The 21,392-nt window shown below is 52.3% G+C and carries 26 protein-coding genes and 1 pseudogene; all 27 read right to left on the reverse strand.

Annotated elements, in window-relative coordinates:
* A pseudogene (locus tag ACT3RT_RS00005) lies at positions 1–591 on the reverse strand (hypothetical protein); the annotation flags it as partial.
* The gene (locus ACT3RT_RS00010; protein WP_496202294.1) at positions 591–3,263 is read right to left on the reverse strand and encodes a phage tail tip fiber protein; all 2,673 of its coding nucleotides are present in this window, start codon (positions 3,261–3,263) and stop codon (positions 591–593) included. The gene ACT3RT_RS00010 and the pseudogene ACT3RT_RS00005, both read right to left, overlap by 1 nt.
* The gene (locus ACT3RT_RS00015; RefSeq protein WP_496202295.1) at positions 3,263–3,661 is read right to left on the reverse strand and encodes a DUF6950 family protein; all 399 of its coding nucleotides are present in this window, start codon (positions 3,659–3,661) and stop codon (positions 3,263–3,265) included. The genes ACT3RT_RS00010 and ACT3RT_RS00015 overlap by 1 nt, the downstream gene beginning before the upstream one ends.
* Before the next feature lie 8 nt (positions 3,662–3,669).
* On the reverse strand, positions 3,670–4,254 hold the full coding sequence (locus ACT3RT_RS00020) for a hypothetical protein (RefSeq protein WP_496202589.1): 585 nt from the start codon (positions 4,252–4,254) through the stop codon (positions 3,670–3,672).
* Complete coding sequence (locus ACT3RT_RS00025) at positions 4,254–4,847, reverse strand: hypothetical protein (RefSeq protein WP_441656150.1); 594 nt, start codon at positions 4,845–4,847, stop codon at positions 4,254–4,256. The genes ACT3RT_RS00020 and ACT3RT_RS00025 overlap by 1 nt, the downstream gene beginning before the upstream one ends.
* A gap of 12 nt (positions 4,848–4,859) precedes the next feature.
* On the reverse strand, positions 4,860–8,192 hold the full coding sequence (locus ACT3RT_RS00030; protein WP_496202296.1) for a phage tail tape measure protein: 3,333 nt from the start codon (positions 8,190–8,192) through the stop codon (positions 4,860–4,862).
* Between the two features lie 40 nt (positions 8,193–8,232).
* Complete coding sequence (locus tag ACT3RT_RS00035) at positions 8,233–8,574, reverse strand: hypothetical protein (protein WP_496202297.1); 342 nt, start codon at positions 8,572–8,574, stop codon at positions 8,233–8,235.
* 69 nt (positions 8,575–8,643) lie between these two features.
* Entirely contained in the window at positions 8,644–8,922 is a 279-nt protein-coding gene (locus ACT3RT_RS00040; RefSeq protein ID WP_496202590.1) for a phage tail assembly protein T, read from the reverse strand.
* An 8-nt stretch (positions 8,923–8,930) separates the two neighbouring features.
* Entirely contained in the window at positions 8,931–9,329 is a 399-nt protein-coding gene (locus ACT3RT_RS00045; protein WP_496202298.1) for a phage tail assembly chaperone, read from the reverse strand.
* Positions 9,330–9,386: 57 nt separating this feature from the next.
* A complete protein-coding gene (locus tag ACT3RT_RS00050; protein ID WP_496202299.1) occupies positions 9,387–9,857 on the reverse strand; it encodes a phage tail tube protein in 471 nt (156 codons plus the stop codon).
* 56 nt (positions 9,858–9,913) lie between these two features.
* Positions 9,914–10,261 carry a tail completion protein gp17 gene (gp17, locus tag ACT3RT_RS00055; protein WP_496202300.1) on the reverse strand — a complete coding sequence of 116 codons (348 nt, stop codon included), beginning with the start codon at positions 10,259–10,261 and terminating at the stop codon, positions 9,914–9,916.
* Entirely contained in the window at positions 10,258–10,704 is a 447-nt protein-coding gene (locus ACT3RT_RS00060; protein ID WP_496202301.1) for an HK97-gp10 family putative phage morphogenesis protein, read from the reverse strand. Before ACT3RT_RS00060 ends, gp17 begins: the two co-directional genes overlap by 4 nt.
* Positions 10,701–11,042 carry a phage head closure protein gene (locus tag ACT3RT_RS00065; RefSeq protein WP_496202302.1) on the reverse strand — a complete coding sequence of 114 codons (342 nt, stop codon included), beginning with the start codon at positions 11,040–11,042 and terminating at the stop codon, positions 10,701–10,703. Before ACT3RT_RS00065 ends, ACT3RT_RS00060 begins: the two co-directional genes overlap by 4 nt.
* Positions 11,042–11,368 (reverse strand): head-tail connector protein, encoded by a 327-nt coding sequence (locus ACT3RT_RS00070; RefSeq protein ID WP_496202303.1) that lies wholly within the window; start codon positions 11,366–11,368, stop codon positions 11,042–11,044. The genes ACT3RT_RS00065 and ACT3RT_RS00070 overlap by 1 nt, the downstream gene beginning before the upstream one ends.
* A 38-nt stretch (positions 11,369–11,406) precedes the next feature.
* Positions 11,407–12,564, reverse strand: a complete 1,158-nt coding sequence (locus ACT3RT_RS00075) for a phage major capsid protein (protein WP_496202304.1) — start codon at positions 12,562–12,564, stop codon at positions 11,407–11,409.
* Positions 12,564–13,244, reverse strand: a complete 681-nt coding sequence (locus ACT3RT_RS00080; RefSeq protein ID WP_496202591.1) for an HK97 family phage prohead protease — start codon at positions 13,242–13,244, stop codon at positions 12,564–12,566. The genes ACT3RT_RS00075 and ACT3RT_RS00080 overlap by 1 nt, the downstream gene beginning before the upstream one ends.
* 17 nt (positions 13,245–13,261) lie before the next feature.
* On the reverse strand, positions 13,262–14,539 hold the full coding sequence (locus ACT3RT_RS00085) for a phage portal protein (protein ID WP_496202305.1): 1,278 nt from the start codon (positions 14,537–14,539) through the stop codon (positions 13,262–13,264).
* A complete protein-coding gene (locus tag ACT3RT_RS00090) occupies positions 14,539–16,053 on the reverse strand; it encodes a terminase large subunit (RefSeq protein ID WP_496202306.1) in 1,515 nt (504 codons plus the stop codon). Before ACT3RT_RS00090 ends, ACT3RT_RS00085 begins: the two co-directional genes overlap by 1 nt.
* 6 nt (positions 16,054–16,059) lie before the next feature.
* Complete coding sequence (locus ACT3RT_RS00095) at positions 16,060–16,545, reverse strand: terminase (protein WP_496202307.1); 486 nt, start codon at positions 16,543–16,545, stop codon at positions 16,060–16,062.
* 141 nt (positions 16,546–16,686) lie between these two features.
* The gene (locus ACT3RT_RS00100) at positions 16,687–16,887 is read right to left on the reverse strand and encodes a hypothetical protein (protein ID WP_496202308.1); all 201 of its coding nucleotides are present in this window, start codon (positions 16,885–16,887) and stop codon (positions 16,687–16,689) included.
* Positions 16,887–17,231 carry an HNH endonuclease signature motif containing protein gene (locus ACT3RT_RS00105; protein WP_496202309.1) on the reverse strand — a complete coding sequence of 115 codons (345 nt, stop codon included), beginning with the start codon at positions 17,229–17,231 and terminating at the stop codon, positions 16,887–16,889. Before ACT3RT_RS00105 ends, ACT3RT_RS00100 begins: the two co-directional genes overlap by 1 nt.
* An 8-nt stretch (positions 17,232–17,239) precedes the next feature.
* Entirely contained in the window at positions 17,240–17,842 is a 603-nt protein-coding gene (locus ACT3RT_RS00110) for a hypothetical protein (RefSeq protein WP_496202310.1), read from the reverse strand.
* The gene (locus tag ACT3RT_RS00115) at positions 17,824–19,281 is read right to left on the reverse strand and encodes a glycosyltransferase (RefSeq protein WP_496202311.1); all 1,458 of its coding nucleotides are present in this window, start codon (positions 19,279–19,281) and stop codon (positions 17,824–17,826) included. Before ACT3RT_RS00115 ends, ACT3RT_RS00110 begins: the two co-directional genes overlap by 19 nt.
* A 189-nt stretch (positions 19,282–19,470) precedes the next feature.
* Complete coding sequence (locus tag ACT3RT_RS00120; RefSeq protein WP_496202312.1) at positions 19,471–19,653, reverse strand: hypothetical protein; 183 nt, start codon at positions 19,651–19,653, stop codon at positions 19,471–19,473.
* Positions 19,654–19,846: 193 nt separating this feature from the next.
* Complete coding sequence (locus ACT3RT_RS00125) at positions 19,847–20,371, reverse strand: lysis protein (RefSeq protein WP_496202313.1); 525 nt, start codon at positions 20,369–20,371, stop codon at positions 19,847–19,849.
* Positions 20,364–20,894: a lysozyme gene (locus ACT3RT_RS00130; protein ID WP_496202314.1), complete on the reverse strand. Its 531-nt coding sequence runs from the start codon at positions 20,892–20,894 to the stop codon at positions 20,364–20,366. Before ACT3RT_RS00130 ends, ACT3RT_RS00125 begins: the two co-directional genes overlap by 8 nt.
* Before the next feature lies 1 nt (position 20,895).
* On the reverse strand, positions 20,896–21,201 hold the full coding sequence (locus ACT3RT_RS00135) for a hypothetical protein (RefSeq protein ID WP_353502213.1): 306 nt from the start codon (positions 21,199–21,201) through the stop codon (positions 20,896–20,898).
* Positions 21,202–21,392: the final 191 nt, after the last annotated feature.

Raw genomic sequence — 21,392 nt, forward strand, 5'->3', positions numbered from 1 at the left:
GGAGTAACCTCTTATTGTTTTCGTTGACTCTTCAAAATAAATTGCAACCTCGGGATGGTCCCAATAACAAAATACGTTTGACGGTGTGCTGATAGGCAGTTGCAGGTTTCCATTGAATATACCGTTATAGGTATACGTCAAAAACATTCCTCTGGAGCTATCGACCACGTAGGGAAAAGAGCCCCCCTGAGATACTTCAAAGCCAAACCCGCCAAGGTTAACCACTGGCGGGTATACGCAATAGACGTTTACTGATTTGGGCCTGTCAGCTGCGCTGCTTCGAAATACCGGGCTTTGCAGATTGGTTCTGAGGTCAAGGGTTACTGAAACTGTTCTAGCGCTATTATCTATTCCAATATCAAGAGATTTAAACTGCATGGCTGGTGATACTGAAGAACCGATAATCGCGATTGCATTATCAGGTATGCAAACCAATTGGGAGCCAGCGGGACATAAAGATGAATAATTACCACTCGATGAGTTTATATTCCCCATATCAGCGCCAATTGATAAAGTCCCTAGGAATGTAAGAGGTCTGGCATCATCCATGTTGTAAGACTTCATGCCAGATATTTCTATTCCAAATGTCATTATCTCAAGTCCCCAACTTTTACCTTCACATTTCCTGCCGCGTCATATACACGGAGCCCTCTTGAATCAAGGGTTACTCTCCCCTGCCCGGGAGCATAGCCATTAAACTCAAACGAACCATCAGCACGCATAATGGTGCCGCTCATGCCGGGAACATAATTGGCTGAATACCAGCTGCCGAGCTTTGCCAGAGTGATAGAGGCATAATCAATCAGCGCCTCATTGATGAACATCTGTCCGTTCTTAATCGCCATGGCCAGCTTCATTTCGCCATTGCCGGGATTATAGAACCCCATGGTATTGGCACTGACGAGGAAGTAGCTCTGTACGGCCCCGCCATTGCCTTCGACGCCAAGCTGTATGCCAGCGACATACTTATTTCCGTTGCTGTCGACCTGCACTTTAGCGCCCCACTGCGCTGATAACTTCCCGTTTAAATCCGCGTAAGCACTGGAAACCTGCTGAACAGCAGCAGAGTTCTGGCCTGAAATTGCCGTTAGCTGATCGAACTTCTGAGCATATGCGGAATCATTATTCGCAATCAGCGTCGTGATACTGAGAAATTCAGCTGCATTCTGCCCATCAACTACCCGGCGGCGCTGCACGTCCGCATCGTTTGCAATGGCGTTTTCAATGATGGCGTCTGTATTGGTATCAATCCCCTTGCTCAGGTTTGCGAACGTTTCCGACCCTTCGATTTCGTGGGAAATCTGATCAATCAGGCTGGCTGTGTCGGTACTGCAAAGCGCGACAACCTCAACGAATGCAGAGGAACCGAATGCATTGATTGTTCGCACATACCAGTAATAGGTGTGATCGACCTTCAAACCGTTGCTAGTCCACGTCGTCCCCATACCGGCGCGAGTAGCGCCAGCCTCTACCGTTGCCGTGTTGGTATTGGCAAGCCTTATCTCGCCCGAGGTCCAGAAATCGAACTGCGTGGAAACGCTGGTGAGCTCCGCCATTTTCGGCTTCAGCGTGATAGCAAAATAGCCCTGCTCAACGCTGACGGACGACGGCGGTGGCGGTGCCTCGATATTGAACGCCAGAAAGCCTTCTGGAGACTGCGCCCCCATCTGATTAACGGCAATTACGTGCGCCGTATAGCTATCGCGGAGCAGGCCAGTCAGGCGCGTGAATGTGCCGGGCACCTGAACAGAAAGTACAGGAACCCCGGCGCGGCGGATGATGACGTTGTTGTAAGAAACTTGCCCGATGTTCTGCCAAGACAGCACGCCCTGTACAACCTGCCCAATTTCCTCGACCGTGTAACGTAGGTTCTGTGGCTGAGCCACCCCGCCCGGCGGTAACTGAGTGAATGGCGGCCGCTCAATCGGTTTGCCAATAGCATCCCCCCAGACATCGGAGGTTTCCTGTTTAAGCGTCAGTTGCACGCCATTCTGCACGCCAAACTTCCAGTCAGTGACGCGCATTTCGATATTATTCATGCCGAGCGTCGGGAAATTCACTTTCACGTACATGCCGGGCCGGTAACGGTAGCCACTCAGGTTTAGTACTACGTTCATGGTGCGCGATATGCGGGTACGCTTCAGCTTGATATCGGCCAGACGCTGCCCAAGAAATTCGGAAGTCACAAAGCGGAGCTTCATATCCTGCGAGATTTCCACCCCATCTTCAGTTACCCATTCTCTGACTGAAACTGCTGGGAAATCTGTTTCGGAGTAAAACTGTAGCGGATCTACAAATGTCCCTTTAATAGTGTTGACTCGCTCGGACTGCGAAACTTCGGGCATGATTTCTATGTCACCGGCCAACTGACTTTCGGTAATAATAAGGCTGGCTGGTCCGTAATACGCCCCCACCAGAATCCCATGCTTTCCGGCGGTATATGTTGGCTCTCCTGCGCATGCTCCAAGCATAGACTCGAGGATGCTGGCTTTGTTTTCGCTCAGGTCAAACTCGCCGTTGATGGTGTAGCGCTTCTCGTTTGCGCCATCAGCGCGTGTGACCATCTCATCCGATATATTGGCCGCCTCCTGAAATTGATCCCAGAAGATATCGCTGTCAGGCACTTTCAGGTAGTTGCGGTAATAGTCCAGAATGCAGAGCGCGGCATTGTTCGAATAACCGGTTTTCCCGGTGCGCGGGTCGTAGACCGGACGCCCAAACTTTTCGACACGCACATTTGGAATGCCTGATGGAAACTTCTCAGCGCTGTATTTCAGCGTGAGTCGCAACCAGCTGATGCCCTTGCCAATCATGTCGGCCTTCCATGATGGAGCATTAGCCAGCAGGTAGGGATCCGCAGTCTGCCGGTCAATGTGGACCTCGAACTGGGCGAAATCGCCAAAGGTGGCTATCTCATCGTCACCCAGATAAATCTTTCCTACACTGGAAAGTGGATGGCCAGCCAGCGTGATCGCTAGGTGAAGCATCTCGCCGTCGGTCTGATCGCCCGGCTGCTCTTCTGAGAAAAAGAGCGTGCCGGCAGTCATGGTTTGCCCGTACACGACCGTCTTGGCGCTGGCGGCGGCGCGCAGAACCTGCTTGCGCTCGGCGTTATCACGGTACCCGTCAAGGGAAGGTTTCTTGGTCAGCGCCTGCGTTGCAACCTGAGCGGCAATGGTGATCGCCATGGCAATGCCGTAAGCCTGATAAGAAGCCGCGGCGCCAGCGGCCACTGTCGCAATGATAGGAATAGCAGCAGGCATTAACGAACCCTCCAGATGCTCTCGGGCTTGCCCGACAATTTAACCAGCCCGGATTCTCCCGGAACAAAAACAGCGCCGCCAAACACCACGCCAGCACAGCGGCTGCCACCGCTAATCACTACGGCAATGTCCCCGCGCTGGCGCAGGCTCACCGGCACTTCGTCAAGATGCTGTGCCAGCACCTTCTCAATCGAACCGCCCGCATTCAGCAGCACGCGCTTTGCTCCAACGGCAGTGCTGTAAGTACCACGCAAATCAGAAGCGAAATCCTCGCCACACATTGCCTGTGCGCAGTCAGCGGCAAACAGGCAGCAGTCATTCTCGCCCCATAAAAAAGGCCGCTTTTCAGCGGCCTTAATCACGTCTATCAGTCTTCTTTGCCAGTCAGGATGCTTCATGCGATCCCCTATGAATAAGTAAACGGCGGAGCGTCTTTCTTGCTTCCCCAGAAAATAGAGCGTTCGGACATTTGGGCAACGTAGCGAAAGATACGGTCGCCAGGTTGTGCAGCCTGATGCGATTCATCCGTGAAGCGATCCGGGAAAGGGCGCTGCCAGTCTTCAAAAACATTGCTTATAGTGTACTGCAACGCATTGGTAGCACCGGCGCTGGCTGAGGTGCTGGTCACTTTTCCTTTAAACAGCAGATCTGCGACCTGCGGCACGCCTGAATCATCCAGAGCGACAAGATAAAGCTCTGCCGGCCGCCCAACACAGCGCTCATTCAGCGTTGTTGCAAACAGCGACATATCCAGCCCGGACAGCGTCATCTTCAGCTGCGTGGGGCTCGTCGAGCTGGTTTCGCCCACATCATCCACGCTGCCCATCTTGCCGAGACCGGTAAACACAAAACCGTTAAGAACCATTGGGCCAGTACCCGAATGGATATAAACGGTACCTGATTCAAACTCAATTTTTGATGCTAGAACGGCAGTGACCCGGTCGCGGGAAAGCCAAGTGATCATGTCATCGGTAAATGGCGCGACTATCATCAAAAAGCCTCTTCGAAATCGATGGTGTAGCTGGTGAATATGCCCGGTATCCGGTTTCCCGTTCCCTGACTGTTATCCTTCAGCTTGAAAATACCGTAGGGGGCGGAGACTTCGATCGGCGTGTTCGCCGGTGGCGAGCTGCGCAACATCGGCGCAAACTGGATGATAGCCACGCCGCTGCTGTTACTGCTGGCATCGGCGGTGACCATCTTCAGCTCATCGTTCACGGTGAAGTAATCCCCGGTGCGCAAAACGACTACCCCCGGCGTCCAGCCCTTGGTACCCAGTGACACGCCTGACTGATTAGCATCTGAAACAACCGGTGCGCCTGCGGGTTTTCGCCCGGAACGCCCCCAGTCTCGGATTTTTACCCGACCATACTCACCATCCAGCGCCGCCACCAGCGCATCAATGCGACGTGACTTGTCATCGTTCAGGTTGGTAAAGGTCAGGGAACATAGCCAGCGGGTGCCGGGGAAGCGAACGGTTTGTGAAGCACCGTTGAAGGGCGACCGAAAAGTCTTACTGTTACTCTCCGGTCTCCAAGTTAATGAGGCCGGGCATACGTCATGCGGCCATTCGAGCACAGCCATAGTTCTCTCCTGTTAAACGCCAAGCAGGCGGCGGCCTTGCCCTCTAGTCTGGAAGTCCTGAAGCATTTCCTGACGGGCCTGTTTAGCTCCGTCCTGCGCCCCCTGACGCGCCGCGTCCTGCATTGCTTGCCTCAGTGCTGCGTCACCGTTTCCGGAAACGTGGAAAGTCTGATGAATAACAGGTGCCCCATTTCCAGCGGCGCCATAAGACGAGTCACCAACCGTATTTCCGCCGTTATAGGAATTAGTTCCGCGCGTCAAAGGCATCGACGTTGGGTTATTACCGACGTAGCCCCCGCCCGCATAGCCTCGAGCGTTTCTCATTAGTGCTGACAGATTTTCTACGCCTATTTTTTGCGTAGCCTCTTTGGTGAATACAAACTCCCCGCCGTGCACCACGCCTTTGGGCTCGTATTTCCCTCCGTCGCCTGTATACCCTCCCTCATCGTAGCCTTGGAAGCTGGTTGAAAGGCCCATTGCGCCAGTTCCTGCGGCAGCACCGCCAGCAGCTGATGCTCCGCCGGAGGCTGCACCGCCAAAACCCATAAAGCCGAGGAAGCCAGACCCGCCTAGTGATTTCATACTGTTAAGCAGCATCGCATTGAGAATGATTTTCTGCATGGACTGAAGAACTGATTTTGACCAGTCCTCCCAGCTTGCCTTGTTGCCACTCAGCGCACCGGAAAGCGTATCCACAAAGCCGCTCATCGTGTTAGAAACGAGATTGGCAGTCTGATCCGCATAGTTCGATGCGTTGTCCATCCAGTTCTCTAGGCCTTTTTGTGCCCCGGCCCGCCAGTCACTCTCTGCTATCGCAATTGCTTTATATTTTTTATCTAGCTCATCAAGAGCAGCAATGCGCGCGGCGATAGCCTGTGAATTACCCTGTCCACCAGCCTTATCAAACAAGCGGTCTATCTGCTGCGTTTCATCGAATTTCTGGCGCTGACGGTCACTCATGCTGCCAGTTTCTGTAGCAAGAGCCCCTTCATCTCTGAATTTACGGGCCGCTTCCGTTAACTGCTTCAACGCGTCGGCCTGCTCACGCTGCTTTCTCACCGTCTCATCAGCTTTCTGGTTCCACTTCGCCAACTCTTCAGAGGAAGCGCGAATAGCCTTGCGCTGCTCATCGGTCCACTTGGTACCGGCCTGATGTGACGCGGCATAAAGCTCGGCCGCTTTCTCTCCCTCGGTCGCCCTTACTTTCTGAACTTCGATCTCGACGGTAAGGTCGGCCATCTTGCGGGCATACTGCTCTGCAATGGTCGCCGCTTCCCGTTCAGATTTGTTCTGGTCTCTTGTCGCCGCCGTGCTCGCTTTCTTCGCCTCAGCGCCTGCGGCATCTTTCTTGGCTGCCTGATCTTTGTTGAAGATATAGGTGGTATATAGCGCGCCTGTTAGCCCCAAGTCTTGGGCTTCATAAACGTACTGCTGATGAAGTTTTTGAAGGCCAGAAAGGCTCGCCAGTTCGTTTTCTCGCCGCGCCTTTTCTAGTGCTGTAATTTGTTGGGGTGTTGCTTTGGCTGTGGATACTACCGGACCAGTATACTGTGGCGGTGTTGCGCCGGCAGTCGCCGACATCGAGTGGTTCAAAAGATCATAAGCGCCTTTCAGGATTGACACCGCGCCCGCCTGCTCAACTGCCTTTTTTGTGGCAAGATCGCTGGCATCATTGACCAGTTTTTGGGTGCGCTCCACCTTGGCCGCCGCATCCTCGCGCTGATATTCCAGTTTGTTAAGCTTATCCGTAAGATCTATGTTCTTGGCGGTGATATCCGCCTGATCCATAAAGGTGTTAAGCCACGTTGTCGTCGGGTGGGCGTTGTAGTCCTTTTGGATTTGATCCAGTCCCTTGAGACTGTCTTTAACCTTGGCTATCTGCGTATCAAGGTCGGCAAGGTCACTTTTCTGCGCCGCCAAAGATGAGCGCGCATCACCTGCGGTTGTTTTGAGGCCAAGCACCGTCATTGTCTGTAGCTTGCTGTTTATCTCTTCGAGATTATTGGCGAAGCCCACAGCCTCTTTATGCACTTGCTGGGTATGTTGGTAAAGTCCGTACATTGCAGCGCCAGCGCCGATAATGACCCCGGGCCAACCTCCCAGTATTCCTAAGACGCTCCCCCCCAAGCGAGTCATCGTTGATGTTATTGCTGTAAGGTTACTAGCAGCTGCATTTCTACCGGATATAGCTTTATCAAGAGATGCCTGTGCAGCCATAAGATTTCTTTCAGCAACAATTTGAGCCCCAATGGAGGTGGCGGCAGCTTTAGCTTGCTGAGCACGATAAACAGCCTGCCTACCTGCGGCCACGCTAACCTGCGTTCCACGCAGCTGCGCTTGAGCGAGCTCAACCTCAGCAACTTTATTCTCAATGACTGCACGAGTAGATTGAGCGATATTACCAACCATATTGCCGAAATATCTTGCTAACCCAACTCCAACTAGCAGGCCAGATGCGTTGGCTACCGTATCAATATTTTTGGCTAGCCAGTCAAGAGCACCTGAAAGGGTTGAAGAGGCTCCCACTGCACTATTTGTACCACCAACCCATGCTAAAAAGGCGTTTTCAACCTTCTGTGCAGAGCCACTGATTGAGGCTGGCATCGTGTCAAATTCATCGCGCAGGATCTGCACGTTGGTCAGCAAAGGGACGATTTTATCGGTGGTTAGCTGGCCGTTATTAGCCATGTTTCTCAAGCCACCAACGGTGGTACCCAATCCGTCGGCCAGCAACTTAACAAGTCGCCCACCATTTTCCATGATGGAGTTAAATTCTTCACCACGCAGAACGCCGGAGGCCAATGCCTGACTCAACTGTGTAATAACAGAGCTAGCCTCTTCAGTGCTGGCCCCTGACAGCTTAAGGGACGTCGCTACTGTCTCGGTGACTTTTGCCACATCAGCGGACGCAAAACCGGCGGAGCGCATTGACTGAGCAATACGAGCATAAAGATTGCTGTTAGCTTGAAGGGAGGTGCCGGTACGCTGACTAATATCCATCAACACGCGCTGGGATGCAGAGAAATCATCAGAGGATGTCGAGGCCAATCGAAGCCTGCCACTTAGCTGATTCCACGTATCAGCGAATTCAATAAGCTGATGAGTGGCAAAGGCCCCAGCAAAAGCCCCCGCTAGCCCGGAAGCAGAAGATTTTACAGAAGCAAGTTCTGAACTTAGTTCACTGATCGCACGCTGAGTCTCACGAGTCGCCGCGGCGGCCTTTTTACCGCCCTGCTCCATCGTTTTGTAGTAATCCGCCCCCATGCGAGATGCACGGGAAATTTCAGACTGAAAAGAACTGGAGTTGGCAGATATTTTGATGATTAGTTCACGCAGGGTTGCCATAATTTGCCCACAAAAAAAGCCCCACTGGGGCTTTAGTTATTCACTGGCATATGCTTTTGAAATTGCTTTCACCTTTATCATCCTTATCGTCAATTATCTTGACGGGACTACTATCAATAACTTTGCCGTTTTTGACAGTTAGGTGAACATAATAATTTCTATTTCCTACATAGCCGCCATATGAGTTCTTTGCATTAACGACACCGCAGACATATCCAACGCCATCACCAAATTGACGATAAAAAGAATTAAATTTAGCGCTTTCTGGGTCTTTCAGCGTCTCTCTAACTAAAGACTCGCCAAATTTAATCATGTCATCATCACTAGGTTTACACGCAGATAAGAACATAGCGATAAAGATTATTAATGCATATTTAAACATTTTGGCTTCCCTATGAATTGATTAATCCACCATAGGTTACCGCACGAAAAAGATAAATGGCAGGCCTAGTTACAACCCAGAGATCCATTCTTCAAGCTCGCTGATTTCGTTTTCTTCAGACGAATGGCCCCATTTAAGCAACACGTCGTTAAGACCGAGTTTCCCACCCTGCGCATTGATTGCGGCCGTTGCCATCTGCGCAGCCTGCACGTCACCGCGCCAGTCACCAATAGGGCTGAGCCGGTCATAGGCGATCCACATTTTCATTTCGCTTGCGGTGAGGGTTTGCCGAAGTTCGTGAACGGTGCGCCCCAGACGGAGCGCCAAAGAGAAAAGAAAGAAAGTCAGCGGCTCTTTTACTTTTTTTCAGCAACTTCCTGACTCACGCCTAAGGCAAGAGCCTGCTGCAATAGTCGAACGTGAACCGGACCGTAAATCAGAGCGACTTCGTCCTGATCTTCTGCTGAAAATACTGGCTGACCTTCTTCATCAAGCAATACGTCAATGAAAAGGATCACGTCAGCGGCGCGGTTTCGAATAAAGGTTTCTGCCGGTGTTAATTTTTTCGGTTCGTCACCTTCTGGCAGCTCAGGATTAAGAAGGGCTTGGAAATCCGTCCACGCCTGCCCCGATGGTTCCCGCAGAATTACCTTGGCGCCATCCCACTCTGGAACCGTTGTTTCCTTGGTGCGATATGCACCGGACGGGGCCAGCGCCAGATCGCGCAATGAAACGGTTAAAGCCTTTTTAGTCATGCTTAATTTCTCTTGGTTGGTTAAGTCGAAGGAAAGGAAAAAAGCGGTAATTGCCGCTTAAGAGGTCGCCTGGCGGATACGCTGAGGTTTGCCGCGAACGCGCAGTGAGTAAGTGGCGGCCACAACCGAAGACGTTGCTGCTGACCATGAGCTCTGGCGAACTTCGACCAGAACATAAAAACCGTTACCCGATGGGAACAAGACACGCAGCACGCGGAGTTCGTCGTTTTCATAGGCGGTCTGGAGAGCCTCTTGGGCCTCTTCATCGCCTACCCAGTTGCGGGTGATGCTCATCTCTGCCGGCGCGGCAAGTCCGTTGGTCTGCTCCTGCTCGGTAGAGCACAGCGTGGTGACGTCGATGTCGCCTTTCTGGCCGCCGGTGAACGTGATTTCCTTGGTCGCACAGGCTGCCTCAAGCCATTTGACCCCAGCGCCCGGAAAGCCCGGAGCCAAAAAATCTGCTGCCGATACCGGTGCGTCGGTGACGGCAACCGTCATACCCTTCGTGACTTCGTATTTACTTGTCATGTGATCTCCAGACATAAAAAAAGCCGCACTTTGGCGGCCATTGGTGAGGTTTTCAGTTACTGCTGGTTCTGAACTTCCAGCATGGCGCGGTAGAGCCCCGTTTCCGGCTCATATCCGTTTGTTCGATTAAGTTGAGTAAAATTCAGAGGGGACAGCGCAAGCTGCACCTGCTCACGAAGAGCGCGGGCTTCGTCGATTGTGGTGGCGTAGACATCAACTTGTAGTGAGTCAGTTTCCTCGGCTGGGCCGCAGAACGTGTCACCAAAGTTCTCGCTTATAATGCTAAAAACCACCCACGGCGCGGAAATATCCGGCTCGCCGGCGGCATTGAGCGGAGCGACGTACGGGTAAACCTGCCCGGCGGCAAGATGCCCGATAAGTCCATGAACGTCGGCCTCAGTCATTTTGATAGCGCCTCATCAATGGCCCGGTTCGCCGTCGCAAAGGCGGCATTCGTGGCATCTTCCTGACGCGCGTCATAGGCTGGGCGGATAAAGGGTATCCCGGGCATGTTGGACGTGCCCAGCTCAACAAAACGCCAGTAGAAAGCATTCCGGCGGTCGTTGGTTTTCATTTTATTGTCACTGTTGCCAGTCCTTGGGTTGGTACCCCGAACATGCACGCCCGAAGAGATATCACCATTACGGTCACGCTGGGTCATGACAACAATATTCTTCTTCAGCTTGCCGGTGCGCTCTGGCGCGCGCTTTACCGCTTCATCTTTGAAAATGGTCGCCGCCGCCCGCGTCGCATTGCGCATGACCTTTCGATTCTCCGCTTTACTCAACGCGTTAAGGTCTTCTGAAATATCCAGCAGGTCTGAAAAATCCAGTTTCGTATCAATCACGACTTCACCCCCTGCTTGCAAAGCATTTCGAGGCGCGACATTTTGGCATCAGGCAAAGGTATGCCGGTAACCTCTAACGTCATCCCCTTAAAAGGCCCCGTCTCACAGACCAGTCTGGATGATGCCGTGATATCGGCGCGGTACCGCATCCAAACTCTGATGGTGGCCTCCGCTTTTTCAGCGCCAGATGACATGATTTCACGTGAACTTATCGCCTTACATTCGGCCGGAATTTTAGTGGCCACGTCGAACCACTCTTTTTGCGGCTGCCCGGACGGCGATTTTATTGTCCTGAAGTTTTGTAGCGTTAAACGATGCCTGAATCGTCCGGGTTCCATCAGGATGTCTCCTCTACTGAAGTGCTATTTGCCCAGTTTCGGCAGGTCCACATGAGACTCTCAGCAGCGCGGTTAACGTAAAGTTGCACCTCAGTCTGGCTTGTCCTGTGTTCAAACAGATCGCCAAATATCAGGAGCATGGCGGTGATAACCGGTGAAGGAATGTCATTGGCAACTTTCCACGCGGGTTCGTCGCACCAGCGCAGACAATAATCCAGCGCGCTTTGCGCATAACGGGTGATCAGCGCGTCTCGGTCATCACCATCAAACTCGATGTGCTGGCGTAGTTCTTCAATGGGCACAACGTCAGTAACAGCAATAGCCATCAGCAATCAGGGCGGGTTTCCCCGCCCCGCTCCGTCTATCAAGAACCAGATTCGAAGGTGCCCTTGATGAGCGCCTTTGGACGGTAGTGCGCCAGCGCCAGACGTTCTTCACACAGAATGGTCAGCATGTTTTTCACGAAGTTATCGCGGTCTTCGCGGCTAACCTCGATACTTGCATCCATACGGTCCCAAACCTGAGAAGCCATATCGAAACCACCGACGGTGAACGTACCCTGTGCCTGTGCTTGGGTTGAAACAACCGGAAGCCCCCACATTACGTTGCTGGTGAATGCCTGAGGCCCGCCAAAGATATAGCGGCCTTCGTTATCTTTTAGCAGCGCAATACCGTGCCAGTCACGCGGGTTCAAGATGATGCCTGACGCGCTGAATTCAGATTCTGTTACCTGATAAATTGCATGTGCAATCAGGTCGGCGCGGGTATCACCAGTGGCGTTCAGAGTGGAATCATAAGCAGTTGCAACGTGGTTAATGCCTTCCAGATCGTCGCCGGTGCCGTCGCCGTTCAACAATTGCCCCTCTTCCTTCAGGGCCAGACCATACATCAGGCGGTTGTTCACGTAGGACTGAAGCATAGGCGCATCGTCCATAACCTGACGAGAAGCTTGAATCCAGTGAGCCACGGTTTTTACGTTTGCCGTCTGCTTGCTGAAAGTAATATCTGACTCAGGTTTCAATGCCTTTTCAGCAACAGTGGCCGCGTTGTTCGTGAATACTTCTTCACGCACATATTCCAGAGAGTTGCTGGATATGCGACCTTGAGCCAGCAGATCGCGAATGGTCAGGCGACGCAGGCCTGGCATGACGATGCCCGGCACCTGCAATGGCTGGATCAGCGAACCAGCTGAGGCAGCATCACTGCCCAGAGACTTATTGAATGTCTTGGCATCGAAACTACCTTTGCTGCCGTTCCATGACTTAGTGAGCTCTTCGGCGGCGCGTTCAGAGAATGATTTTTTCTCTTCTGGATTTTCCGCACCCGTTGCGAATTTCTGTTCAATATCGAAAAGACGCGCGCCAGATTTCTTCAGCTCTTCCTGAACTTTCATCAGGTCATCCTGAAGCTGCTTGGAAACCTGACCCGTGCTTTCGATTTCTTTTTTCTGTGCATCGAAAAGCTGCTGCATGTTGTGCTGTGAGTCTTCGATGGCTTTCTGAATATTGGCTAATTCGGACATTATTTGATTCCTAATTTACGAGGGAAAGATTGGATGCTCTCGAGTAGAGCTGCGATTTCTGATTTGTCTTGGTCGCCATCGGACTCACTCCGAATTGCTGACTTAAACCGGGCAATCATGCCCACTGCCTGCGACTTCGATAATCCGACTGAATCCCTCAGCCAGTTCTCAACGTCGCGAATAGTTTCGATTCCTTCAGCGCTCTTCATTGCAGATACCCCGGCCAATTCATTAGCTGGGAAGGTGCACACACTGATCTCGCGCAGTGCAGCCACGTTTTTGAAGATTCGGCCGGACGTCCCCATTGAGTAATCGTCTTTGGAGACAGAGAAGCCGACCGACATACCTTCGACGGTGCCGTGTTGCATGGCAGCCTTCAAATCCGACGCCCCGCTATGTCCCGGCGTCAGTTGCCCGCGAACCAAAAGCCCTTTGCTGTCTTCTTCCAGCGTGTCCCACTTACCGACAGGTAAGTCCCATGTCTTGTGGTTGAAAAACATAGCCACTTTGCGAGTTTGGTTGGCTAGCGCGTTCTTAAAAGCGCCGGGGAGAATGATGTCGCCATCAGAATCGGTATTGTTAAAGACAGAGGCGTAACCTTCGAAGATCCCCTGCTTACCATCACCTGTGAATTTGATTTCGGTCTGGTCAAAGGAAAGCGTTTTATTAATTTCTGGCATCATGGCCCCCATAAAAACTAAGACCCGCTTTCGCGAGTCTCGTTGTTGTTGCCCAGTTGAGTGATTGGCACGTACTGCGCCTGCCGGAAGGCGACATCGCCGCCCGGTAAAGGAGGTTGGTTATCGATGCGGCGCATTTCGTTTATGGTACGCAGGCCAGATTCACCCATCGATTTCATATACGCTGCCCGAGAAGCCGAGTCACCACGCAGAAGGCCATCAAGGTTGTGTTCTGCATGTAAAACACCGACCTGATCAGGCTTAAGTAACCAGCGCTGTATGCAGTTTTCCCAGCGGGAGATATAAGGCTGAAGCGTGTATTGCAGGAAACCGAGGTTCTGCTGTTCGATCCCCGATCCCCAGCTGGTTGATTTCTCAACATCTCCAACGAGATGAGGCGGAACGCCAAAAAATCGAGCAAGTTCGCTAACCTGAAACTTTCTTGAGGCCATCATTTCTGCATCTTGCGGGGTGACGCCGATGGCCGAGGTGCTGAATCCTGCTTCCAGTATCCATAGGCGTTTTCTTACCGGACCACCGGCAATCTCTTTGAAATTCCCCTCGACCTGCGTTCGTTGCTGTTCTGTGAGTACCTTTTCGCCCGTTGAAAGAATTTGCGGAGACTTTGCCCCGTTCGCAAAGAAATCACGCTGCTGGTCTTCCATCGCCACGGCAACACCCGCTGATTTACAGGCATGTGCAATGGGTGAAAGTCCGACAAGTCCATTGAACCCAAACCCCTTCAGATGGAAGATTTCACTTTGCTGAAAGTTGGCATACTCACTATCGCGCTGATATCGATAAACCAGCCTTTTACTTTCCATTCGCACGTCCATATTTGCGGACATAAGAGGAAGCAGGCTAATGACGTCGCCAGACCGATTGCGCTCTATCAGGGCATAAGCGTTGCCGTAAAAACATAACTGCATCGTCATGGCTTCTCGGAAATCCTGAGCGGTCATGTACTGGTTTGGTGAGTACTGTAATAGTCTTGCAAGAGGACTATCGATAATGCCGACTTTGCTTCGGTTATTGTTTTTATCAGTTTCAAAAACATCGAGTGGTAAGGTTGACGTTAAGGTCGAGATAAGGCTAACGCAGCGCCACACCGTGGAGATCTGAAGAATTCTCTCATCGGTAATGTTTGAATCGCCAAGATGCCCACTGGCTGAGACAGGGCCGGTTTGTGAGCCATTTTCTGGCGTCACTAGGCGACCACCGACAAACCATGATGCCGCCCGAGCCCACCAGCTTTTATTTGTTCGGAGGTCGATGCTGTATTTAGGTTCTTCCATTACATGCTCAGTGGTTTAAATATGAAGTCGTCAAAGTCACCGCCTTTCTCAGTGACTTCCCCATTTGCCGCGCCCACCGACATCGTGAGTGCGACCATGCCGTCGATTCGGCCTGTAGCTTTCGATTTATCGAGCTTGCGATTTCCGGCAGCATCTTTCACAACAACGGCATTAACGGCACACATCGTTAAAACGGGATGCATTCCGTGCCTCACTCGCCCGTTGAGCATGAGCGACTCGAGGGTATCTACTGCTGGCCCCATATCTTTGAAGCCTTGACCGAATTCGACCAGAGGCAGCGCCAATCCAATTGCGTCAGCGTCTTTCCTGAATTGCTCTATACGCCACCGGTCAAATGCGAGGGAGGTAATGTCAAAATCACTGATGATTTCTGCGATGTCATTTACCACGAATGCGTAATCTACGGACGCGCCGGGCGTCGTCCTTAGTAGGCCTTGCTTAGCCCATACGTCATAAGGCGCACGGTCTGTTTTCGCACGCTCAACCAGCGTTTTTTCTGGTGTCCAGAAGAAGGGGAAAATATCCCACATGCCATCTTTCGCCTCGCCAGCAATGACCAGAGCGGTCAAGTCGTTGCGTGCTGATAGGTCAAGACCGGCATACCATTTCCTTGGCGAGTTAATGGGCACGCCGCCACACAGTTCCCAGATGCTGCGGGAAATAAACGGTGAAACGGTAGACACTCGCTGATTAAGATTGAGGTTTCGGTAGGTGTTCTCAAAGCTCGGCATCCTTCCTGCTTTTTCAGCCTGCCTCGCCATGTCCTTTTCAGACCTGAAGGTGCCCAGTGCAGGATTGGCAGCTAACCACGTTTCCCGCAGGCTAATATCTGCATCTTTCGGGGCCTCGTAAACGTGACAGACAATGTGCTGGTCTTTCGACTTTACGGCATCATCAATCCAGATACTCAACAGGTCTGCGTCATTCGCCGCCTGCGTGCTGATGACTATCAGCAGCGGATTTTCATGTGCGCCCTGCGCGGTAGTGATCGCATCAATGAAATCATCCTGTGAACCACGCACCTGACCCGTTTCGTCAAGAATTGCCAGAATTGGAGACAGGCCATGCGTGGTTTTGCCCTCTGCAGAAAGCGCCTTGTATTCGACGTTGCACGGTAGGCCAATCAGTTTCTTGCCGCTCGGCGTGATATGTACGAGGTCCTGCAGGGCAGCGCTGAGATTAACCATCTTTACGGCGAGGTTGAAAACTATGGAAGCCTGTTCCCGGCTAAGAGCACCACTAACGATCTGTGAGTTTTGGACAGCCTCAGGTCCCACTAAGTGGGCAAGAAGAATTCCTGCGATGAGGCCTGTTTTGCCATTCTTACGGGCGATGCTCAGGATCGCCATGTCGGTACCGACAGGGTTGTCATAAATAGCCAGAATGAATCGCTTTTGAAACGGGTCCAATCTCATTGGCTGACCAATAAGCTTTCCTTCTGGCACCAAGCAAAAGCGCTCAATGAACGCTATAACACGCTCACCTCGCGTCATAATTTGTTATCCGTGTTTAGGGAAAGCAATCAGATTGTCTTCTTCTTCGCCGTGGTGCGATTTGGTGTTCCGCGCCGCCCGGTCATTCTGATTTCGATTCTTTTGGTCTCGGCTCTCGCCGTTGGTGGCGTGAGAGTGAATTTGTAAATCACGGCGCTGGGCCAGAATGGTTCGCTGCAATTCGACGATCTGCTTGCGGTAGTCCTTGATAAGTCCTTCGTCACGGTCTTCGCCGCGCACCCGCTCTTCTTTGCGTAAATCTTTGCGTAAAACGGTAATATAAAGCTGATTATTGGCGAGTTCGGCGGCGGCCAGCAGGTCAGCCGGCGTCCAACTGTCCAGAGCTTTTGATCTGATATTGTCATGCCAAAATGGTTCGGCTTTTTTCTCCAAACCCGCATGCACTGGCGGTTGGATGGTGTCCACTGTTGCATTTTGCATGGCTTGAATTGCCGCCGACGAACTGTCGGAACGGGTTCTTTTTTCTGCCATATGTCAACACCTTTAAAACTGAAAAAATCGGGTTAGCGTTAAAATAAAACTTTGGCAGCGGTCTTTAGGAGCAAAGCCTTTGAAGATTTACCCCTCCCCCTGCCCTAGATGAGAATCAATATCATTGCAAATGCAATCATTTCACTTGGAAATCATTTCCATTCCATCGGTTTGAAGCTCGGCTCCAATCAGCCCGAAGGCCACGGTGGCCTCTCCCTCTGGATAGTCGCGCAATATCTCGCGGATCTTCTTCTCGGCTTCTTTCACCTTCACCTGCTGTTGCTCTGGCAGTGATGCGATGAGTCCTTTAAACATCAGTATGGTTTGTTGGTCTTGCGTCATTACTTACTCCAGTGCGAGTTTGGGTCGAGAGGATAGCCATTAGCATCACAGCCGATGACAACACCGCCTTTTTCCATTCGCTGCTTGGTTGAGTCGTGGTGCGGCTTACACAGTGGTTGCCAGTTCTTCTTATCCCAGAACAGCTTCTGTGCCTTCGCGATTTCCTGCTGATTACCTGACTTAATGGCGTCAGTGAGCTTGTGGGGTTCGATGTGGTCAACGACTGACGCGGCCACTATTCGATGCTGCTCTTGGCACATAATGCATAGCGGGTTATCTCTGAGGAATGACAAGCGCGCCTTGTTCCACCGGCTGCCATAAACTCGAGGCTCTTTCTTTTCCATTTCCTACCTCAGCTCATGGGCAAAGCCAACCGCCATGCGCGGCGACGTTCTTTGCGTGGCTCATTGTCATGGTGAAGCTCGACTGTCTCACCGTCGGCATGATCCACCAGTGAGTAACATGGATAGATGACCCGGCGTCCCAGCGCATCACCGACTGCATAGTCTGCTGCCTTGGTGCGGTTCCACTCCTTGAGTATCTTCGCAATGCCGCACTGCGGCGGGCTGTAGCACACGCCGTGGATCAGCCGGTTCATTGTGATGAAGTCTGCCCTCAGCTTATCCGCCTGTATCAACTCTGCGGCGATATGCTGCTGGTACTGCGGCGGGCGGCCGGTGCCAAGATAGAAACTGATTAAGTCATTAGGGAAGCGGCTTAGCCATTGGCGCACTGACTCCTTGAAGCCGGGCATTGGCACCGCGTCATCCTCGAGTATCACCACTCGGCAATCCTGTTGGCTGGCCCATTCGATAGCGCGCCAGTGGTTCCAGTTAGCGCCATTGCCCTCTTCATCCATTAGCACGTGACCGCCGAGCAGGCTGGCAAGACGATCAGCTTGCGCTCGCCGGGCATGATGCCCAACCACCACGAATTTTACTTGTGCTTCCACCACGCGCACCCCTTACCGATGCCATCCGACTTAAAGATTGTGTTGACCCTTGGCCCCGTCACAATGCGGTCACCAAACGATTTAGCGGCTATACCGAAAGCGCCCATGTCCACCAGCGTTTCAGGTGCGGTTTCCTGCTTCCAAAAGCGCTGGCTCTCAATGCGGTAATGCAGGCGGATGATGCGGTGCGCAAACTCCATCACGTCAGCGCGCATGCCGCCGACCAGCCCAGCGTTTAGCATTGGCTCATTCAGATGCTGCTGTATGAAGTCGGTGTAGGCTCTGCCGTGATGCTTGGCATGCATCCACTCGTCGTCATAGGTCTTGTGCTCTGAACCCACGTAGATTTTGCCGGGCACCATTTCAGCCCATGGCTCATGCAGCATCTCAACGTCAGTGCCATCGGTACACCAAACGAAACGTAACTCAGGGTGATCTCGAAGGAACTGATAGATGTGCTGCCAGCGCGCTAAGTAAGGGCTCATCGCTGTTACCGCCACTTGGTGTAGCTCTGCGCCGGCGGGCGCTTCTTTCAACTCATCAGCCAGCACTATCGCGCGTCCACCAGCTATTGAGCTGGCCCACGCCTGAATGGTCGCCGGGGAACAGTGCATTTTCGTACTGCGCTGTGGGTCTGATTGGCTGGTTAGCAGGGAGGTGATCACCGCGTTCTGCTCTCTGCGGTAGGGGGCATAACCTGTATAGCCAGACTCCCGCCGGGCGTTGAAGATGCCAACATTGTTCTTTACCAGCGCCTCGCGGTCTGGGCGTGGCAATGAGCGTGTCACCTGCTCGTGCTCATCAAGAGAGTGAATAAGCAGCTCTGACCCAACCACGTCAGCGAAAGCCCAAGTAGACAGCCCGGCGTTATGAATGCGCAAAGCCAGATCCGGATGCTCGTACATGCCGCGGCCATAAACTTGGTCGAAGCCTCCAACCTTTTCGATAGCACTGCGATGGTAATAGAGCATCACGCCGCGCTGGCCGGTGTAGGCGATATGGCTGCCATCTCGGAACAGCACGCCCAAGTCTCTCAGTTTGTTGGGGCCAGCCAGATCAAGGAATTGGTAAGCCAAGTGAGGCTCTTGTGATTCAACGTATGGGACGTGCCAGTTATCGCTGATCGGATAAGCGTCATCATCCCATAGGAAAAGGTGCTCACAACCCGCGTCAATCAGCGCCTCAAGGCTACGGTTCTTCGAAGCCACAATGCCGAGTGATTTCTCGTGCCTGATTATCTCGAAGCTCTCCGGCGCGGCTGCTAGTGGGTTTGACCCGTCATCGATGATGATTATCTTCGCACCAAGTGGAAGGTGCTTTAGGTGTTGCTCAATCGTCTTAGGCAACACAGCTGGCCGGTTGTGCGTAGTGATGGCAATGCCAATACGGGAACCCGAATTGTACGTAGGCGCATACGCAACACCGTCAATAGTGACCTGCATATTTGCTCCCATAAAAAAACCGCCCAGCGGCGGTCTATTGTTTTATGTGGTAATCAGGAAGGGATTCGAACCCTTGAGCAAAGAGGTGTTGGCCATCTGCGCCACCCCTCCGCTTATAGCAGTGTCACGCTTCGTCCGGATGGGCTTAGCCCACATCTCGCGCACCTGATTATTGCTGACAATCTCCGATCATCGAGAGGCCGTAACATATTCGGGCATCGTTGAGTCCAGCCTTTTAATGTCCACGAATTCCCCAACTAGCTCAGGGACTTTGACCATCTTGCCGCCAGTATTCTTTTCATAGTGGAACGGGACCTGAACTAGCGAGCCATCAATCATAACTGGCATGGTTTCCTGCTTGTCAGTTTCCATAGAAGCCCCTTACATGCTTAACATTTAGGATGTGGTGGCTGGTATCCATCTCCAGCAGCATTAACCGTCGGGACTCGAACCCGCAACCTTGGTCGATTAACGCCAGCGCCACCGGAATCTAACCGGCAAACCCGATACTAGATCGCCGCACTAGGTATGTGCTTACACCACAATTCGACATTATCACAGGCACTCAGTGAATGCCTGCTGTAATGCCTACCCTGCACTGCTTCACCACCTTGGTGATGTAGCCCTGAAGGTACTTAATCACTTGGTCGTCTTTGATGGTGCTGGCTCGGAGATCGAGAACAGCCCGTCCACCAGCGTCAGAGAGTTCGACTTGTACTGCATCGCCCACGCGGCTGCCTCCGGTATTGTTGCCCCGGGTGAGCTGACAGGTTGCAAGGTTGGCGGAGGCGATTTGCACGCGGCGAGTGCCAGCGGCAACGTCAGCGCGCAGAGCTTCATTTTTTGCCAGTTCATTGGCTAATTCCTCGGTATGCTTCTTATCTAATTCAGCTGCGGCGGCCTGCGCTTCAGTGGTGCGCTGGTTGGCGGCGACCAAATCTGCGAAGGCTTTATCGCTGATCTTCTTCAGTGCAAGGGCGTGGGACTCTTTCAGGCTGGAAACGTCTTTATCCCAGCGCATGCCCTCAATCCACCACGTCAGCGCTATGCCTGCGGCGAAGGCCACAACAATCGAAACATTGCTATTCATCAAGCCCCCAGCAAGCCAATTCACTTTCCTGATCGCGGCGTTCTACCTGTCCAAAGCAATTATTCGAACGAATCCGGCAATCTTTGCCGCCGTCGAAAATCCAGCGTTTGATCTCAGCGCATGCACCGCGCCGGTCACCGGCATTGAGTTTTTTGTAGAACGTCGATGTGAAGCATTTACCGGGGCCAATATTCCATGGGCAAAATGAAGCGATTCCAACTTTTTGCGGCTCAGTAAGGGGAACTCGTACATTTTTATCAACCCACGCCAGCGCTTTGGCCTGTTCGGCTTTGTCGATAATGTCGCATTGTGCTCTGGTTAATCTCAGCCCCTTTAATACTGGCTGCCCATAGACTCGAGTCACACCACCACAGATTGTCCAAATACCGCCTTGGTCGGCGTATGCAATCAGGCTTGTACCTTCTTTTTCGTCCTGAAACTGCTCCATCATGACGGGAGCAGAAGCGCCAGCAGCAATTAAAGCCAACATGGCCGCGCTGAGTTTTGTCTTCAGGTTCGCCATATCACACTTCCGCTTTAGAAAGCGCCTCGCTGATAACCTTCGCAGCAGCTGGTTTCTCATGAGCGGGTTTTGTTCGGGCTTCGTCCAGATAGTCACTGACGATTTTGGTGCGTTTCTCGTTTTCTTTTCTCGCCTTTCGAGCGTCCAGACGACCACTGACATACGACGCCAAGGAAATAATCACGCCGATTAGTCCAAACAACATGTAAATCATGTCTTGAGTGGTGAATCCGCAGGCGGCCGCAAGCGCAGCGAACCACGCAAAGAACTGCGTGACGATGTTTCCTGAGCCTTGGTCCATTTTCATAGTCTCCCCCTCCGGGTATCCGGTTGGGTGCGTAGTCATCGGGAAATAAAAAAGGCCACCCGAAGGCAGCCTTAGAAATATAAAAACCCCGGCGATTGCCGAGGTCTTATGTGTTTTCACGTGGGTCATCTACAGAAACGCCCATGATTTAGAGAAATTACGCCAAGTTCGGACAAAATGCAACACTTATA

The sequence above is a fragment of the Ewingella sp. AOP9-I1-14 genome, from assembly GCF_052375995.1.
Classification (GTDB): Bacteria; Pseudomonadota; Gammaproteobacteria; order Enterobacterales; family Enterobacteriaceae; genus Ewingella; species Ewingella allii.

What these genes read in the sequence shown, in the direction of transcription:
- ACT3RT_RS00100 (WP_496202308.1), bottom strand. Translation starts at nt 16,887, where the DNA reads ATGACGCAAGACCAACAAACCATACTGATGTTTAAAGGACTCATCGCA.
- ACT3RT_RS00075 (WP_496202304.1), bottom strand. Translation starts at nt 12,564, where the DNA reads ATGTCCGAATTAGCCAATATTCAGAAAGCCATCGAAGACTCACAGCAC.
- ACT3RT_RS00010 (WP_496202294.1), bottom strand. Translation starts at nt 3,263, where the DNA reads ATGCCTGCTGCTATTCCTATCATTGCGACAGTGGCCGCTGGCGCCGCG.
- ACT3RT_RS00015 (WP_496202295.1), bottom strand. Translation starts at nt 3,661, where the DNA reads ATGAAGCATCCTGACTGGCAAAGAAGACTGATAGACGTGATTAAGGCC.
- ACT3RT_RS00135 (WP_353502213.1), bottom strand. Translation starts at nt 21,201, where the DNA reads ATGAAAATGGACCAAGGCTCAGGAAACATCGTCACGCAGTTCTTTGCG.
- ACT3RT_RS00065 (WP_496202302.1), bottom strand. Translation starts at nt 11,042, where the DNA reads ATGGAACCCGGACGATTCAGGCATCGTTTAACGCTACAAAACTTCAGG.
- ACT3RT_RS00030 (WP_496202296.1), bottom strand. Translation starts at nt 8,192, where the DNA reads ATGGCAACCCTGCGTGAACTAATCATCAAAATATCTGCCAACTCCAGT.
- ACT3RT_RS00025 (WP_441656150.1), bottom strand. Translation starts at nt 4,847, where the DNA reads ATGGCTGTGCTCGAATGGCCGCATGACGTATGCCCGGCCTCATTAACT.
- ACT3RT_RS00105 (WP_496202309.1), bottom strand. Translation starts at nt 17,231, where the DNA reads ATGGAAAAGAAAGAGCCTCGAGTTTATGGCAGCCGGTGGAACAAGGCG.
- ACT3RT_RS00045 (WP_496202298.1), bottom strand. Translation starts at nt 9,329, where the DNA reads ATGACTAAAAAGGCTTTAACCGTTTCATTGCGCGATCTGGCGCTGGCC.
- ACT3RT_RS00120 (WP_496202312.1), bottom strand. Translation starts at nt 19,653, where the DNA reads ATGGAAACTGACAAGCAGGAAACCATGCCAGTTATGATTGATGGCTCG.
- ACT3RT_RS00130 (WP_496202314.1), bottom strand. Translation starts at nt 20,894, where the DNA reads ATGGCGAACCTGAAGACAAAACTCAGCGCGGCCATGTTGGCTTTAATT.
- ACT3RT_RS00020 (WP_496202589.1), bottom strand. Translation starts at nt 4,254, where the DNA reads ATGATAGTCGCGCCATTTACCGATGACATGATCACTTGGCTTTCCCGC.
- ACT3RT_RS00095 (WP_496202307.1), bottom strand. Translation starts at nt 16,545, where the DNA reads ATGGCAGAAAAAAGAACCCGTTCCGACAGTTCGTCGGCGGCAATTCAA.
- ACT3RT_RS00035 (WP_496202297.1), bottom strand. Translation starts at nt 8,574, where the DNA reads ATGTTTAAATATGCATTAATAATCTTTATCGCTATGTTCTTATCTGCG.
- ACT3RT_RS00115 (WP_496202311.1), bottom strand. Translation starts at nt 19,281, where the DNA reads ATGCAGGTCACTATTGACGGTGTTGCGTATGCGCCTACGTACAATTCG.
- ACT3RT_RS00125 (WP_496202313.1), bottom strand. Translation starts at nt 20,371, where the DNA reads ATGAATAGCAATGTTTCGATTGTTGTGGCCTTCGCCGCAGGCATAGCG.
- ACT3RT_RS00085 (WP_496202305.1), bottom strand. Translation starts at nt 14,539, where the DNA reads ATGGAAGAACCTAAATACAGCATCGACCTCCGAACAAATAAAAGCTGG.
- ACT3RT_RS00090 (WP_496202306.1), bottom strand. Translation starts at nt 16,053, where the DNA reads ATGACGCGAGGTGAGCGTGTTATAGCGTTCATTGAGCGCTTTTGCTTG.
- gp17 (WP_496202300.1), bottom strand. Translation starts at nt 10,261, where the DNA reads ATGACTGAGGCCGACGTTCATGGACTTATCGGGCATCTTGCCGCCGGG.
- ACT3RT_RS00070 (WP_496202303.1), bottom strand. Translation starts at nt 11,368, where the DNA reads ATGGCTATTGCTGTTACTGACGTTGTGCCCATTGAAGAACTACGCCAG.
- ACT3RT_RS00080 (WP_496202591.1), bottom strand. Translation starts at nt 13,244, where the DNA reads ATGCCAGAAATTAATAAAACGCTTTCCTTTGACCAGACCGAAATCAAA.
- ACT3RT_RS00050 (WP_496202299.1), bottom strand. Translation starts at nt 9,857, where the DNA reads ATGACAAGTAAATACGAAGTCACGAAGGGTATGACGGTTGCCGTCACC.